Source organism: Pseudoalteromonas sp. ND6B (assembly GCF_000764215.1).
GTDB lineage: Bacteria > Pseudomonadota > Gammaproteobacteria > Enterobacterales > Alteromonadaceae > Pseudoalteromonas > Pseudoalteromonas tetraodonis.
This window is the reverse complement of record NZ_JQFL01000023.1, coordinates 58,930-73,366: the sequence shown is the minus strand read 5'-3', so window position 1 is coordinate 73,366 and position 14,437 is coordinate 58,930. Positions and strand designations below refer to the sequence as shown.

The following is a 14,437-nucleotide window of genomic DNA, read 5'->3' as shown; positions in this document are numbered from 1 at the left end:
GAGGGCGTTCAGAATTCTGTGTCAGCCTAAGTTGCTAAATATCTAGCACACCATCTAACCTACCTTCGAAGTGGATGGCCAATTGCGACAATGTCAGATTCCAATTATGGATTGGCATTGTCCATTTCTTCGAGGCATTCAATATGCCTGCATACAATAATTTCATCAAGCTGTTTTCATTAGGGAATGCTCCCTTAGTCTTGGTGAGTCGTCTAAACTGGCGATGTACAGCTTCAATTGCATTTGTGGTATAAATAGCTTTACGCACGTAATCTGGATACTTGAAGTAAACCGACAGATTGCCCCACTTACGACGCCAAGACTCGATAACGATAGGGTATAACTTGCCCCATTTGGCATCTAATTCGGCGAGAGCGGCTTCTGCTGCATCTTTAGTGGCTGCCTTATAAACGGGTTTCAAGTCAGCCATAAACTCTTTTTGGTGCTTTGAAGCAACATACTTCATCGAATTACGAATTTGATGAATAACGCACTCCTGCACTTCGGCGTCAGGATAGATTGTTGCTATTGCTTCAGGGAAGCCTTTTAGTCCATCAACACAGGCAATTAAAATATCGGATACACCACGATTATGTAAATCTGTTAATACTGATAGCCAATAGTTAGCCCCTTCACTTTCAGAGATATATAAACCAAGTAACTCTTTGCGGCCCTCGATATTGACACCTAGTACGGTATAAATAGCCTTACTCACGTAGCGCCCATTTTCTTTAATCTTATAATGAATGGCATCAAGCCAGATAAACGGGTAAAGCGTGTCTAAGCTGCGCGCTTGCCATGCTTTAAGCTCTGGTATCAGTTGGTCTGTTACGGCAGTGATGGTGGCCTCTGATACCTCAACGCCATACATATCCTGTATGTGGCCTCGAATATCTCGATAGCTCATACCTAAAGCAAACATAGATAGGATTTTCTCATCAATTTCAGGCGTTAACTTGGTTTGGTTCTTTTTAACAAGCTGAGGTTCAAACGAACCTGAACGGTCTCTGGGCGTTTCAAGTTCGAATTGACCTATGGATGACTTAACTGTTTTTTTGGTTGAACCATTTTTACGGTTAACTTGGGTCTCAGATTCTAAATGCTGCTCTAATTCAGCTTTAAGAGCCGCTTCGGTGAGTTGTTTAATTAATGGTGTTAGAACACCGTCTTCGCCAGTAAGGCCTTTACCAGCTTGAAGTTCAGCTAATGCTTTGTTGAAGTCGAAAGATTGAGTCATGTGTCACTCCTGTTTTCTTAATAATACTGAAATGACACAGATTTCTAAACACTACCATTTAAACTCAAAACAGCTAGCTATTTATTATTTCAAATCAAACAAAGTACAAATTATTTGATTTAAAACCGTTTTTAATGCGCTACTTAACAATTGGTAGTATTTGTTTAAAGGTAGACGTCCCTGCTTTTGTTGTCCATTGAAATATGATGGTCTCTACGCAAGACACTATAGCACCGGCTTGACGAAGCTGTTCTAGTGCAATAGCTTTGTGCTCTGTGTTTCTTGATGCTACTGCATCAGCTGCCACAGTGACCGCATAACCCTGCTGTAATAAATCTAAGCATGTTTGTAACACACAAACGTGCGCTTCAGTGCCAATTACAACTATATGTGGGCGATTTAATTGCGCAAGAATATCTAAAAACCCCTCTTCTGCACAGGCACTAAAGTTAATTTTTTCAAAATAGCGTGTATTAGGTAACACAGATTTTATTTTCTCATCACTTTCACCTAGTCCTTTTTTATAATGTTCTGTAATTATTGAAGGAATTTGATGAATAGCACTTGCTTTTGCTAACTGCAAAGCACAATCTAGCGTGTCATTAAACGAAGCAATCGCTGGTGCTAACTTACTTTGTAAGTCGATAACTAAAAGTATACTGTGCTCTGCTTTAATATTTCCTGCGTAATTCATACTATGTCCTTACGTTATAATCAGATTAACCTTGTAAAACACCAACGAAAATACAACAAATAATTTACATTTAATGCTTTTTGTAATTTTTGAATTAAACTCATGTTATATTACGCCAACATTTAATACCAACCTTGTTCGTTGTAAGGGTAAGTGCTTTTGAGTAAGTTTTTCTTTATTGTTTATATGTTTATATTTGTTTGCTCGCAGCATAGTTTTGCTTCACAAACTTATTCAGAACAATTACAACGTGTCACTAACAACGAACAATTGTCGCAAAGCTTTATAGTGAAATCACTCCAAGATGACATGGGCTATATATGGATTGCTACAACTGAAGGTTTATACCGATTCGACGGATACCAAGTCACGCCTTACGAGAGCGAATTGGGTTTAAAAAATAACTACATTAATAGTATTTATAAAGCAATTGACGGCCAAATTCTGGTTAATACTCAACTTGCAGGAAGTTATTTGATTAACCCTAATACCTTGCAAGCAGAGCTAATATATTCAGGGCACTTAAACCAAAATCAAGAAAAGTTCTCTCCTGTTCAGGCTGTTGCTGAACAACCGGCGCATTTTTATTTTTCTATTGATTCGCACATCTACCGATATGGTAAAACATCAAAAGACCTAACACTCATCTCATCTTTGCCCGATGAAAATATGTTTATTAGAGCATTATCATTATACCAAAACACATTGTATATTGGTGCCGATCAGGGGCTATATGTTTATAACTTTGCCAATAACGACCTACAACAAATAACACTTAACGACATTCAAGAAGTTACAAACGATAGCAACAATGTTAAATTTTTATCCATAGATGATGAGCTCGGTTTGTTAATTGGTACGGTTGAAGGAATGTATCGGATTGCTTTTGATGAAATTAAAAATATAAACCCTTCAGCATTAACAACTTTGATAAGTGACTATAATATTTGGGATTATATAAACACACCGTATGGTGAGTTTATTGCCACAGAAAGTGGGTTATTTGAATTCGATAGAAAAAACACAAGCATTAGCCCTATTTTAAACTTCAAAGATAGTAACTACAACGTAACAGAGAACACGATAAACGATATTATGTTTGATGAGTCGGGCTTACTTTGGTTAGGTTCTAGAACACATGGAATATTTACTTGGGCAGCACAAACAAAAAAGTTTAAAAAAATAACCTTACCTGAAAATAATATTGTAAACACTATTTACCAAGATAATAGTAAATTACTGTGGATAGGCACTGACGATGGGCTTGTTCAGTATAACTTAGAAACCCAAAAGAGTGACTTATATCTACAATCTAAAGATAGCAAAGCGGTCTATGGCCTATCGGCTATAGGTGATATTTTCCCTGCATATGGCAAAGGCGATAACTACCTATGGCTAGCAACTTTTTCCGGGCTCGATCTCTTTAATAAAGAAACAACAACATTTGAAAAAAACAAATACATTACTCAGTACAAGTTAAATACCGACTATACGTTCGGCATTGCACAAGTTGCACCCGATACTTTTGCTTATATAAACAATGATAACTTTTATATATTTAATGGTAACACAGGCGAAAACCGAGTTATTAATGGACTAAAAGAGCAGGTATCGCCCATGCTTGCATATACGTTTCATACCCCATCTGAGGCTTTCCCTGGCGAATTACTGTTAAGTACCTCTGACACGCTTTTTCGATACAACGAAGAAACAGCGACTTTAATTACTATTTTTAAATCTAAAACAGCAAAAAACAATCTTTACCATACAGTAGAGAATTATTATTACGATGCTAAGCGAGGGCTGCTGTGGTTAGCCACCACCCAAGAAGGCTTAATTGCAGTAAACGCTAAAACATATCAGCAAGTGCATGTATTTGATAAACACAACTCATTAAATACTAACTCTATTTTTAAACTTATTGCAGATAATAAAGACTTTTTATGGATAAGTACTGATAACGGTCTTTATCAACTTAATTTAGATACGCTTAACATCACCACGTACACAATAAAAGATGGCTTAAGTAACAATCACTTTACAGCACTAGCAGCATTAAGGTTACACAACAACGAGTTAGCGTTTGGTAACCGTAGCGGCGTGCTAATGTTTGACCCAGAGCAATTTGATAATGAACAGCGAAAAATCAATAATAACTTAGCAATTACTAATATTAGTTTGTTTTCACAAGCCCTTAATTACTCCCCTTCAAAATACAGCACTGATCCATTAATGCTTAAGCACGACGATATGGGCTTAACGGTTCGGTTTTCAAATTTTGATTATAAAAATATTAATAAAACCTACTACAAAGTTGAGCTTACAGGCCCTTCGTCTTTGAGCTACAACGATTTAAAATCTAACCAGGTGTTTTTTACTAAATTACAACCTGGTGATTATATTTTGTCTGTGTCTACTCAACAGCGAAATGGAGTGATCACAAGTGACCCCATACAGTTAAAATTTAGTGTAGCTTACGCCCCTTGGCAGTCTCCTATTGCATATACTTTATATTTTATTGCTATTGTTGTTATTTTGTTTTTATTTTTCTGGCAATACCGAAGCCGTAAAATTGCAATTGAACAAGCTCACCGCGCCGCTGTGCACTCTAAAACACAAACTGAGCTGGCACTAAAAAGTAATAAAAGCGGTGTATGGAACTATAGCTTTGCAGATAACTCAGTAAATACAGATAGAGGCGCAGAGCTTGGCTACGAGAACTTACCTGAACGCATCGATATAAGTAGTTTTTTTAATATTATGCATCCTGATGAGCGTCGCAGGCTACAAAGTAAATGGAATACTTTTACAAACCAAACTAAGCAAAAACATTGGCAAGCTACTTATCGTTTACGGCACAAAGATGGGCACTGGTTATGGTTTCATGATTTGGGGCAAACTATTTATAATGAAGACACTAAAGAGCCTCTTTATGTGTCGGGTATTTTTACTAATATTACCGAGCAGCTGGCAAACGAACAACAAGCCAAAATATTAGGCGAAGCATTTAGTCAAATCAATGACTTTTTACTTATTTTAGATGAAGACCTCGTGCCATTTTCAGCCAATAACAGCTTTATGGATGTGTTTTCTGATGAAGGCAGAGAGGGGGTTGTTACCTCAAAATTATTTATTAATGCCATTGGACAAGCTAAGTGTAGAGAGTTTGCAACAATTTTAAAAGCACTTAAACCAAAAGAAAACTGGCGAACAAATGCTTATGTAAAGACCACAAAAGCTGAAAAACACCCTATTCATTTAAGTGCCACAGCCGTTGCTAATGAAAAAGATAAAGTCAGTTATTATGTTATTGTTATTACCGATTTAACAGAGCAGAAACGCGCTGAAAATGAGTTACGCTACCTTGCTAATTACGATGCGTTAACGGGCTTACCTAATCGTAGTTTAATGAATCAAAAAATCGAAAATGCCATTACAAGCGCCGCTAAAGACGATTCGCAATGCGCTGTTATATTTATAGATTTAGATAAATTTAAACCCGTCAATGACTCTTTTGGCCATGCAGTGGGTGACAAACTATTGTGCAATATTACCGAGCGAGTGAGCCAATACTTAGGTGATGACGCTACATTTGGCCGCCAAAGTGGTGATGAATTTTTAGTGTTAGTTGAAAACGTTACCTCAATGGCCTCTTTACAACACACTCTCAACGAAATGAGCAAAGAGCTGGCTAACAAGGTTATTATTGAAGACTTCGCTATTAATATATCAGCCAGTATTGGTATTGCATTGTACCCATACGATGCAACATCGACCGATGCCCTCATACGTAACGCAGATATTGCCATGATGCATGCTAAACAAGCAGGCAGAAATGGATTTCAGTTTTTTAATGAAAAAATGAATGAGCAAATTAAACAAAAGCTTATTCTTGAAAACGACTTAAAAGATGCTGCTAGGGATAATCTGTTTTTTAATCACTATCAACCTATTGTTAATACACTAGATAAAACAATAAGTGGGGTTGAATTACTCATGCGCTGGGAAAACCAAGGCAAACCGGTTTCTCCCGCTTTATTTATACCTATTGCTGAAGAGACTGGCTTAATTGATATGTTAACTGAGCAAGCATTACAGCGTGCAATTACTGAGCTTGCTCCACTTTTGAACATTAACCCGTTGTTTTACATATCGTTAAATTTGTCTCCAAAACATATTTTAAAGGCCAACATAACGCAGCAGCTCAGCTCCATACTAGAAAAAGCACAGATAAAACCACAACAACTTCGTTTAGAAATTACAGAAAACACGCTATTAGAAGATAAATACAAAGCGGCTAAGCAACTAAAAAGCTTACAGGCTGCTGGGTTCAAACTGTTTCTTGATGATTTTGGCACTGGCTATTCATCGTTAACTTATTTGAGTCAATTTCCAATTAATGTGATAAAAATAGATCAAAGCTTTGTTAATAGTATTGGTATTGATAAAGGGGATGAATCTATTATTAAAACGATTTACTCACTCGCTGAAAACTTAGAGTTATATTGTATTGCAGAAGGGGTAGAGACGCGGGAGCAGCTAGAGTTTTTAAAAAATATTGGCTGTCATAAGCTACAAGGTTACTACCTTGCTCGCCCTATGAGTGCTAACGATTTAATGAGCCCAGAATGCTTCGAAAAAATTATTGATTTGATATGAAACTAAAAGCGACTTAGTTAAGTCGCTTTTAGGTTTAACGCATTAGTGTATGTGCTTGCATTCGTAGCTTTCTATTTGTAATACGCTGTTGCGCACATTAAATTTATCTGCAAGCAGTTTAATTACCTTTAAGCGGCACTCTTCATCATGTTTTTCTATAGTACAGTGTTGTTTTAGCACAACATGAGCACCAACAATAACCTTTTTGTTTTTACGAACAACAGTGACATTGTGCACATTTGCAACATGTTCCATGGTGGTTATTTCTGTTTCAATATCGGCCACTTTAGGTAACTTAGCTTTATTTGAACGCAACCCCTTGAGACAGCTAATAATGACCTTAATACCGGTAAACAAGACAAAAGACGCAATTAACATGCTCGATAAAATATCAATTACATTCCAGCCTGTTATGTATATAAGTACACCAGCAGCAAAAGTAGAAACCGTTGATATTAAATCAAAAAACGAGTGTAAAAACACGGCATACACATTAATGCTCGCCTTACGGCCTTTATAAAGCACCCATGCCGCTGCGCCATGAAATAAAAAACCAATAGCAGCAATTACCGACATTAAGTAACTATTAATAACCAGCTCATGTCCCCCTTTATGATGCATAAAGCGCTCAGTGCCCTCATATAAAATAAGTGAACTAATGGCTAGGTATAAAACGCCGTTGATCAACCCTCCTATTAGCTCTGCTTTTTGATGGCCATCGTTATAGGTTTTAGCTAAATGAATAGCAAAGCTAGACGCAATGAGAGCAATGAACAAAGAGCTATTATGAACAAACAAATGCCCTGCATCAGCAAGTACTGCAAGTGAGTTTGCGTAATACGCACCCACTAATTGAATCACCATAAATGAGCAGGTAATTGCAAGTGCAATTAACAAACGGCGACGAGAAGCGCGATGTGTGGTTATTTCTGTCATGAAATATAATAGACCTTCACTAAAAATAAAGTAAGCTTATGAAATAAAGCAAATTGGGAAATACGTAATGATATACAGTCACAATTGTAATACGTAGGCCAAATAAACGCACTAAAAACTTAGTAAAACACAAAAAACTGTACTAAAAATAACTAAGCAGATACAAAAATAATAATTAATTCATAAATATGGTCAGTTATCATATTTTAATGCGGAGAAACCCGTGAGCCATGACTCAAACAATACAATTTGGAAGATTTTTAATCTAATTAATTTAGCGGTGATTGTTTATGACAATAAAACACATAATTACATCTTAAACCAACATGCCAAAACGTTACTTAACATAAATAGTGACGACGCGCTTAGCAGCGATGTTTTTAACAATATTACGCTTCGCGACTTTAATGATGATACGGTTGTTACCGTTGAGCAATTATTCACATCTACTATAACAGCTGTTTTATTAGAGTGTGAATTCACGCCTCAGCTTTTAAATGTAAACCACTCAATTATTGATGACTCTGTTTCTATGATCACTTTAGAGCAAGACCATAGTCACGCAGAGCAATATAATTTTGACCATATTATTTCAAAAATATCCACCAAACTAATTGATATTCAAAATGACAACATTGATCAACAAATTAACTTTGCACTCAAAGCCATAGGCACCGTTTGTAAAGCAGATAGAAGCTACTTATTTGAATTTAATACCGATAGTGAAACTTTAACCAATACGCATGAATGGGTGAACACCGGCATAACTGCCTACAAAGACAGGTTGCAAAACGTCCCTAAAGCCGAGCTTCCCTACTTTTTTGATGTAATGAACTTAACACACCTATTTAAAGTTAATGATGTTGCTCAGTTACCGCCAGAAGCGAATTCAGAAAAAGCAGAGTTTGAAGCGCAGAGTATTCAGTCTGTTTTATGTGTTGGCCTGCGCTTTGACAAGGAGCTTGTTGGTTTTATTGGCTGTGACTGTGTTAATACAAAACGCCACTGGAGCAAAATAGATTTAATAAGAATCAAGCTCGTAGGCGAAATTATTAATAACGCACTCAAAAACATAAACTATAAAAAAAAGCTGCAGTTAGCCCAAAAACAATTAATTAACGCTAATACAAAATTAAATAAGTTAGCAAACACCGATGCACTTACTGATATTGCCAACCGCCGATTTTTTGATACTTCCCTAAAGAGCGAAATTAAACGCTCTGCAAGACAACACCAACCAATTAGTTTAATTATGTGTGATATCGACTTTTTTAAGCGCTATAACGACAATTATGGCCACCACAAAGGCGATGAAACGTTAAAACACGTTGCTCGTGCTTTAAAAAGTTTATGTAAGCGTGAGGGTGACATAGCAGCTCGCTATGGCGGTGAAGAATTCGCAATCATTTTACCTGCTACGAATATAGAGCAATGCCATAAATTTGCTTTGTTAATTGAGCAAAAAATAAAAGCACTTAATATTACGCATGAGTTCTCTCCTATTGCCCCTTACATAACACTTAGCTTTGGTTGCTTTTGTAGTTATCCAAATGCAGATACACACACAGAAACCCTAATAAAAAGCGCTGACATCGCTTTATATAAAGCAAAGAAAGCTGGCAGAAATCAAATATGTATTTTTGAATAATAAACAATCATAAATGAACAGGTGTTTCTGCAATTCCTTTAACCGGTGCTGCAATAATAAAAACGCCTCCACTATAAGGAAACTGCTCTAGTACGTGTTGCTCTAAACCAGTGCGAGCTGTAGTTACGGCTATCGTATCTAAATCAGATCCCATAAAGGTAAGGCTCGTTACCCTTGGAGCTGGTAGTTTATAAAACTGAACACATTTTCCTTGTGGTGAGAAACGATATAGTCCAGAACCATTCCATGATGCAACCCATAAGTGGTTATCATTGTCGACTGTCATGCCATCGGGAAAGCCCATTGTCATGTCAAATTTTACAAATACTCGCTTGTTGCTAAGCTCACCTTGTTCGTTTAAATCAAATTGATAGATAGTTCGGGTGGATGATTCTGTTGAATATAAGATGCGTCCATTTTTACTTATTGCAGGTCCATTACTGATCACATAATTACTATCAACAATTGTTGGTACCTGTTGATGACCAAAACGATAAAGCGCTCCAGTACTTTGTTGTTCATATTTATCCATGGTGCCAAAAAACACATATCCGTTTCTATCTGTTTTCGCATCATTTAAACGATTATTTATAGCAAGATTGGAAAGAGAGTAAAGCTCTATAGGTTGGAATGTGCTGTTATCAAGGTAATAAATACCGCGTTCAAAACCTGCGATCAAACGCTGTTCCGTAGTCTCCATGACCCAACAAATAGCTTGCTCCATCGGATATCGAGAAACAGTTTGCTGCTGAAGATCAAAACGGTAAAGCAACTTGTCTAAAATATCGACCCAAAATAAACATTTTCGTGATTCGCTGTAATATGGTCCTTCACCTAGTAAACATTGGCAAGGAATAATCATTTTAACCGAATTAACTTCCATTACTTAACCTAATACAGCTTACGAGTTAATATCATCATCTTAACGTTGAAAGAAAATCAGTGCTAGACCTGAAAACGTTGCAACCACAATAATTAAAATTCGAATAGATTGCTCGTTGATTTTATTATTTAGAAAGTATGACAATCCCCAGCCAATTAGAATAGCTGGTAGGCATTTAATAAATAGAAGTAAGTCATTCGAGTCTGCTGTACCAGTAACGAGCAAAGCCGTAATACCAAACAGATTAATAAACACAAAGAAGATGCTTAAATTAGCTTTAATTTTATCTTTGTTTTGCGCTTGATAGAGTAGCCCCATCGGAGCGCCCCCTGCTGATGTGGTGGTGCCAATAAAACCAGATGCAAGTGATGCAAGTACATTAGAGATAAAAGTAAGCTTAGGCGACCAACCTGTGAGCGATAGCCCAACTGCAATTAATAAACAACACCCAAGTAAAATACGATACTGATGAGGGTCTACTTGCAACATAACACTCGCAGCAATTAATACCCCTACGGCGCCCCCAAAAATTGAATATCCTGTGTGCTTTAAATCTATTGCACCGCGATGCTTAATAGCAAGAATAGAAGTGATCAACAAGGCATTTAAAATCATTGGTCCGGGTACTAACTCTGGCATAAGCCAGTATAAAATTGGCGCACACAATAACCCTAGTCCAAAACCAATAACGCACTGTAAGCATGCACCAACTATTAATATAAAATAAACTAATACGATATCGGGCAATGCGTTTCTACCTTATTCACTGGGTTAAACTACTTATCAGAAAAGATTATTCTAATATTATAATATGATTGAGGTTAGGTAAATTTTTTTCTTTAACTTTAAGTCCAACCGGCATCAACAACTAATGATTGTGCGGTCATCATTTTACTATCATCTGCGGCTAAGAAAAGAGCCGCATTAACAATATCATCGGCCTGCAATGTTTCATTTATACATTGATTATGTCTTACATCTTCGATCATTTCAGGAGTTAACCAATGGGTTATTTGCCGTTCAGTCATAACCCACCCTGGCACTAACGTATTAATACGAATATTATCTTTACCATAAGTCGCAGCTAATGAGCGAGTTAACCCTTCAATTCCTGCTTTAGCGGTCGTATAAGCCGGCATGCCCGTTTGCTTAATACGCCAGCTCACTGAGCCCATATTAATAATGCTACCACCACCAATTCGTTGCATTTGCGGAGCTACGGCTTGCGCCGAAAAAAAACAAGGCCGTAAGTTAACGGCTAACTTATCATCCCAGTATTCAACACTCATGCTATCGGCAACATGGCGAGTATCGTCAGCAGCATTGTTTATCAATACACTGATCTCCCCTTGTGTTTTGCCCGTCGTTTTGATGGCAGCTTTTAACTGTTCTATCTCTCGAATATCACAATATATGAACTTAGGGTCATAACAATATTGACCGGCAACTGAGTCACATAGTTGCCTTCCTTGCTCTTTTGCTATATCAACAAAGGTTACTTTTGCACCTTGTTCACAAAAACGTTTTACCATGACTTCGCCGATCCCTGTTGCACCGCCGGTAATAAAAACACTTTTACCAGCGAGGCTTGGATAACTTGTTGTGTGTGTTGTTGAGACTGGCATGATTTCCTTAAGTATTAAGATAATTCATTAATAAATGTGATTATTTTGATGCGTTTTGTGACTCTTTTTCTGCAATTTCTTTTTCAATAAATGACATTGCTTCATCAATCATGTAGGTCATCATGTTTTTAGCCCGCTCAGCCTCACCATTTAATATGGCTTGATACACTTTAAAGTGTTCATCAGCAATGGCCTTTTTGCTTCCTTTTGCGGGTGTTGTGTGTTGAATACTTACATTTAATGCCGTACGGATGAAATCACGTAATTGAAAGAAAAAACGGTTTCCGCTAGCAAATAAAATAGCAGTATGAAACGCTAAATCTGCCTCATGAATTTCACCATCAGGTGCATCAGCAGCTGCTTGCATTTTTTCTAGCGCAACAGCAATCTCTGCAATAGCATCTTTATCTGCTCGTTTTGCTGCTAACGCCGCAGCTTGTGGTTCTATCGCCAAGCGTACCTGTAAAAACTCTTTTAACACATAAAGAGTTGGACTACTCTCAAGAAGCCATTTTAAAACGCTGGTATCGTATAAATTCCAAGTATTAGCAGGCTCTACACGTATTCCTTGACGAGGACGTGACGATATAAGACCTTTTGCTGCAAGCATTTTAACTGCTTCACGAACAGCAGTACGACTAATGCCATACTCTTCACATAACTTTGCTTCGGTTGGTAAACCCGTCTCAGCTGTATAGTGACCATTAATAATGGCTTTACCCAACTCATTGGTTACCTGTTGCGACAAATTTAAATTTTCAATGCGTGCCATAAACAGTTCCTTTAAAAATACTTATTGTATGATACTACTATAAATTTACCGCGTCATCAGGCAAATATTTTACAATTTTCCTGCATATTATTTTATCTTTGCTTTAATTCTGAATTATAAAAACACAGAAGTTAAAACGACCATCAATTTTTAACAAATTTCTTTCATTTAACAGATTTGTATTATAATATTTTTATCACACACAATTAACCGAAAGTTACTTTCGGGCTTAAATGGAATCAAAAATGATCGAATTAAGTACATTAGACTGGCTCGTGCTCGCAGGATTCTTTGTCTTGCTCTTAGCTGTAGTCATCGTCTCAATGAGACAAAAAGAAGAAGATACTACAGATTATTTTTTAGCCGGGCGTAATGCGAGTTGGCTAGTCATTGGTGCGTCAATCTTTGCCTCAAACATTGGCTCTGAGCATTTAGTTGGTTTATCTGGTGCAGGTGCACAATCAGGCATGGCGTTAGCGCATTGGGAAATGCAATCGTGGATAATATTATTACTTGGTTGGGTGTTTGTGCCTTTTTACTGGAGTAGTAAAGTTTATACTATGCCGGAATTTTTAGAGCGTCGTTTTAATTCTAAATCACGTACTTTTTTGTCGGTTATCTCATTAATCAGTTATGTACTCACCAAAGTAGCAGTGACTGTTTATGCCGGTGGTATCGCGTTTAAAACTATTTTAGGTATCGAAAGCATTTGGGGCATCGACTTTTTCTGGATATCCGCTATTGGCTTAGTGGTGATCACCGGTATCTATACCGTACTCGGTGGTATGAAAGCGATAATGTGGACCTCGGTGCTACAAACCCCAGTGTTGATCATTGGCTCTGTGGTTATCTTAGTTGTTGGTTTGGATAAAGTCGGTGGCTGGTCAGAGGTTGAACGGTTAAATGATATAAATATGCATTTAATCCGTAGCGCCTCAGATACCGAGTTTCCATGGCCGGGCATCATTTTTGGTTCATTCATTATTGGTTTTTGGTATTGGTGTACTGACCAATATATTGTACAACGTGTACTCTCAGCGAAAGGTATTAAAGAAGCGCGTCGCGGTACTATGTTTGCAGGTTACTTAAAGTTATTGCCTATTTTCATCTTTTTAGTACCAGGAATGATCGCTTATGCATTAAAAGCAAAAGGTATTATTAGCTATGACAGTGCCGATCAAGCGTTTCCTACTTTGGTTGCCGAGTTACTCCCCTCAGGTGTTAAAGGCATCGTAATTGGTGGCCTAGTTGCCGCATTAATGAGCTCGTTAGCCTCGTTATTTAACTCATCAGCCACCTTATTTACTATCGATTTTTATAAAAAGTTCAAACCTGAATCAAGCGAAAAACACCTGTTAAAAGTAGGTCGCTTGGCAACCGTAGCCATTGTAATTTTAGGCCTATTATGGATACCCATAATGAGCTTAATTGCAGATGTGCTCTATGAATACCTGCAAAGCGTGCAGTCACTAATCGCGCCAGGTATTGCTGCTGTATTTTTATTAGGTTTATGTAGTAAACGTATCACCCCCGCAGCTGGCTTTGCTGGTTTAGTGTCTGGTTTTGTACTGGGTATGATCCGCTTAGTGTTACTGCCATTTAAAGATAATTTAGCTGGTTCATCATTTGCGTGGATCACCGATATGAACTGGTTGTACTACTGTATTTTATTATTTGTTGTGGTTGTTGTGCTGATGATTGTAGTGAGTATTTTCACAAAACCTGCCAGTAATGAACAACTCAAAGGTTTAACCTTCTCAAGTCTTGATAAAGCCACATTAAAAGAAGTAGCTGCCGGATTAGATAAGTGGGATTACATTCATACTGCGGGGATCATCGGTATCACTGCGTTTATTTACTATCGCTTTTGGTAAAACTTAATTAGTTGTTCCCACGTTTATAGGGGGTGTTATCACCCCTTTTTTGCATACAGATAAGGACTCTCATTAATTAGGCAAGGTAGCTTCCTCTCGTGTTGTTAGC

10 protein-coding genes are annotated in these 14,437 nt (G+C 37.3%); 3 read left to right on the top strand and 7 right to left on the bottom strand.

What is annotated here, in order from left to right; all coding sequences use genetic code 11:
• Positions 1 to 34: 34 nt before the first annotated feature.
• The gene (locus ND6B_RS12625) at positions 35 to 1,237 is read right to left on the bottom strand and encodes an IS256 family transposase (protein ID WP_008465246.1); all 1,203 of its coding nucleotides are present in this window, start codon (positions 1,235 to 1,237) and stop codon (positions 35 to 37) included.
• 139 nt (positions 1,238 to 1,376) lie between these two features.
• A complete protein-coding gene (locus tag ND6B_RS12630) occupies positions 1,377 to 1,931 on the bottom strand; it encodes an isochorismatase family protein (RefSeq protein ID WP_033103091.1) in 555 nt (184 codons plus the stop codon).
• Between the two features lie 159 nt (positions 1,932 to 2,090).
• On the opposite strand from ND6B_RS12630, the gene ND6B_RS12635 reads away from it, so the two are divergent.
• Positions 2,091 to 6,590 carry an EAL domain-containing protein gene (locus tag ND6B_RS12635; protein WP_081844624.1) on the top strand — a complete coding sequence of 1,500 codons (4,500 nt, stop codon included), beginning with the start codon at positions 2,091 to 2,093 and terminating at the stop codon, positions 6,588 to 6,590.
• A gap of 42 nt (positions 6,591 to 6,632) precedes the next feature.
• Here the strand turns inward: ND6B_RS12635 and ND6B_RS12640 are convergent, their stop codons facing one another.
• A complete protein-coding gene (locus ND6B_RS12640; RefSeq protein ID WP_033103090.1) occupies positions 6,633 to 7,526 on the bottom strand; it encodes a cation diffusion facilitator family transporter in 894 nt (297 codons plus the stop codon).
• 223 nt (positions 7,527 to 7,749) lie between these two features.
• Between ND6B_RS12640 and ND6B_RS12645 the strand changes: the two genes are divergently transcribed.
• Positions 7,750 to 9,174: a sensor domain-containing diguanylate cyclase gene (locus ND6B_RS12645; protein WP_033103089.1), complete on the top strand. Its 1,425-nt coding sequence runs from the start codon at positions 7,750 to 7,752 to the stop codon at positions 9,172 to 9,174.
• A gap of 7 nt (positions 9,175 to 9,181) precedes the next feature.
• On the opposite strand, the gene ND6B_RS12650 is transcribed toward ND6B_RS12645, so the two are convergent.
• The 4 genes from ND6B_RS12650 to ND6B_RS12665 form a co-directional block, all read right to left on the bottom strand.
• Positions 9,182 to 10,036, bottom strand: coding sequence for an SMP-30/gluconolactonase/LRE family protein (locus tag ND6B_RS12650; protein WP_235420455.1), 855 nt, complete (start codon positions 10,034 to 10,036; stop codon positions 9,182 to 9,184).
• A gap of 60 nt (positions 10,037 to 10,096) precedes the next feature.
• Positions 10,097 to 10,804, bottom strand: coding sequence for a sulfite exporter TauE/SafE family protein (locus ND6B_RS12655; RefSeq protein WP_033103087.1), 708 nt, complete (start codon positions 10,802 to 10,804; stop codon positions 10,097 to 10,099).
• A 98-nt stretch (positions 10,805 to 10,902) separates the two neighbouring features.
• Positions 10,903 to 11,682 (bottom strand): SDR family NAD(P)-dependent oxidoreductase, encoded by a 780-nt coding sequence (locus ND6B_RS12660; RefSeq protein WP_033103086.1) that lies wholly within the window; start codon positions 11,680 to 11,682, stop codon positions 10,903 to 10,905.
• A gap of 40 nt (positions 11,683 to 11,722) precedes the next feature.
• Positions 11,723 to 12,454: a FadR/GntR family transcriptional regulator gene (locus ND6B_RS12665; protein ID WP_010389180.1), complete on the bottom strand. Its 732-nt coding sequence runs from the start codon at positions 12,452 to 12,454 to the stop codon at positions 11,723 to 11,725.
• Positions 12,455 to 12,699: 245 nt separating this feature from the next.
• Between ND6B_RS12665 and ND6B_RS12670 the strand changes: the two genes are divergently transcribed.
• Positions 12,700 to 14,328: a sodium:solute symporter gene (locus ND6B_RS12670; protein ID WP_033103085.1), complete on the top strand. Its 1,629-nt coding sequence runs from the start codon at positions 12,700 to 12,702 to the stop codon at positions 14,326 to 14,328.
• The last annotated feature ends 109 nt before the right edge of the window (positions 14,329 to 14,437 follow it).

Coding starts and splice junctions, on each gene's coding strand:
- ND6B_RS12625 (WP_008465246.1), bottom strand. CDS start 1,237: ATGACTCAATCTTTCGACTTCAACAAAGCATTAGCTGAACTTCAAGCT.
- ND6B_RS12630 (WP_033103091.1), bottom strand. CDS start 1,931: ATGAATTACGCAGGAAATATTAAAGCAGAGCACAGTATACTTTTAGTT.
- ND6B_RS12640 (WP_033103090.1), bottom strand. CDS start 7,526: ATGACAGAAATAACCACACATCGCGCTTCTCGTCGCCGTTTGTTAATT.
- ND6B_RS12650 (WP_235420455.1), bottom strand. CDS start 10,036: ATGATTATTCCTTGCCAATGTTTACTAGGTGAAGGACCATATTACAGC.
- ND6B_RS12660 (WP_033103086.1), bottom strand. CDS start 11,682: ATGCCAGTCTCAACAACACACACAACAAGTTATCCAAGCCTCGCTGGT.
- ND6B_RS12665 (WP_010389180.1), bottom strand. CDS start 12,454: ATGGCACGCATTGAAAATTTAAATTTGTCGCAACAGGTAACCAATGAG.
- ND6B_RS12670 (WP_033103085.1), top strand. CDS start 12,700: ATGATCGAATTAAGTACATTAGACTGGCTCGTGCTCGCAGGATTCTTT.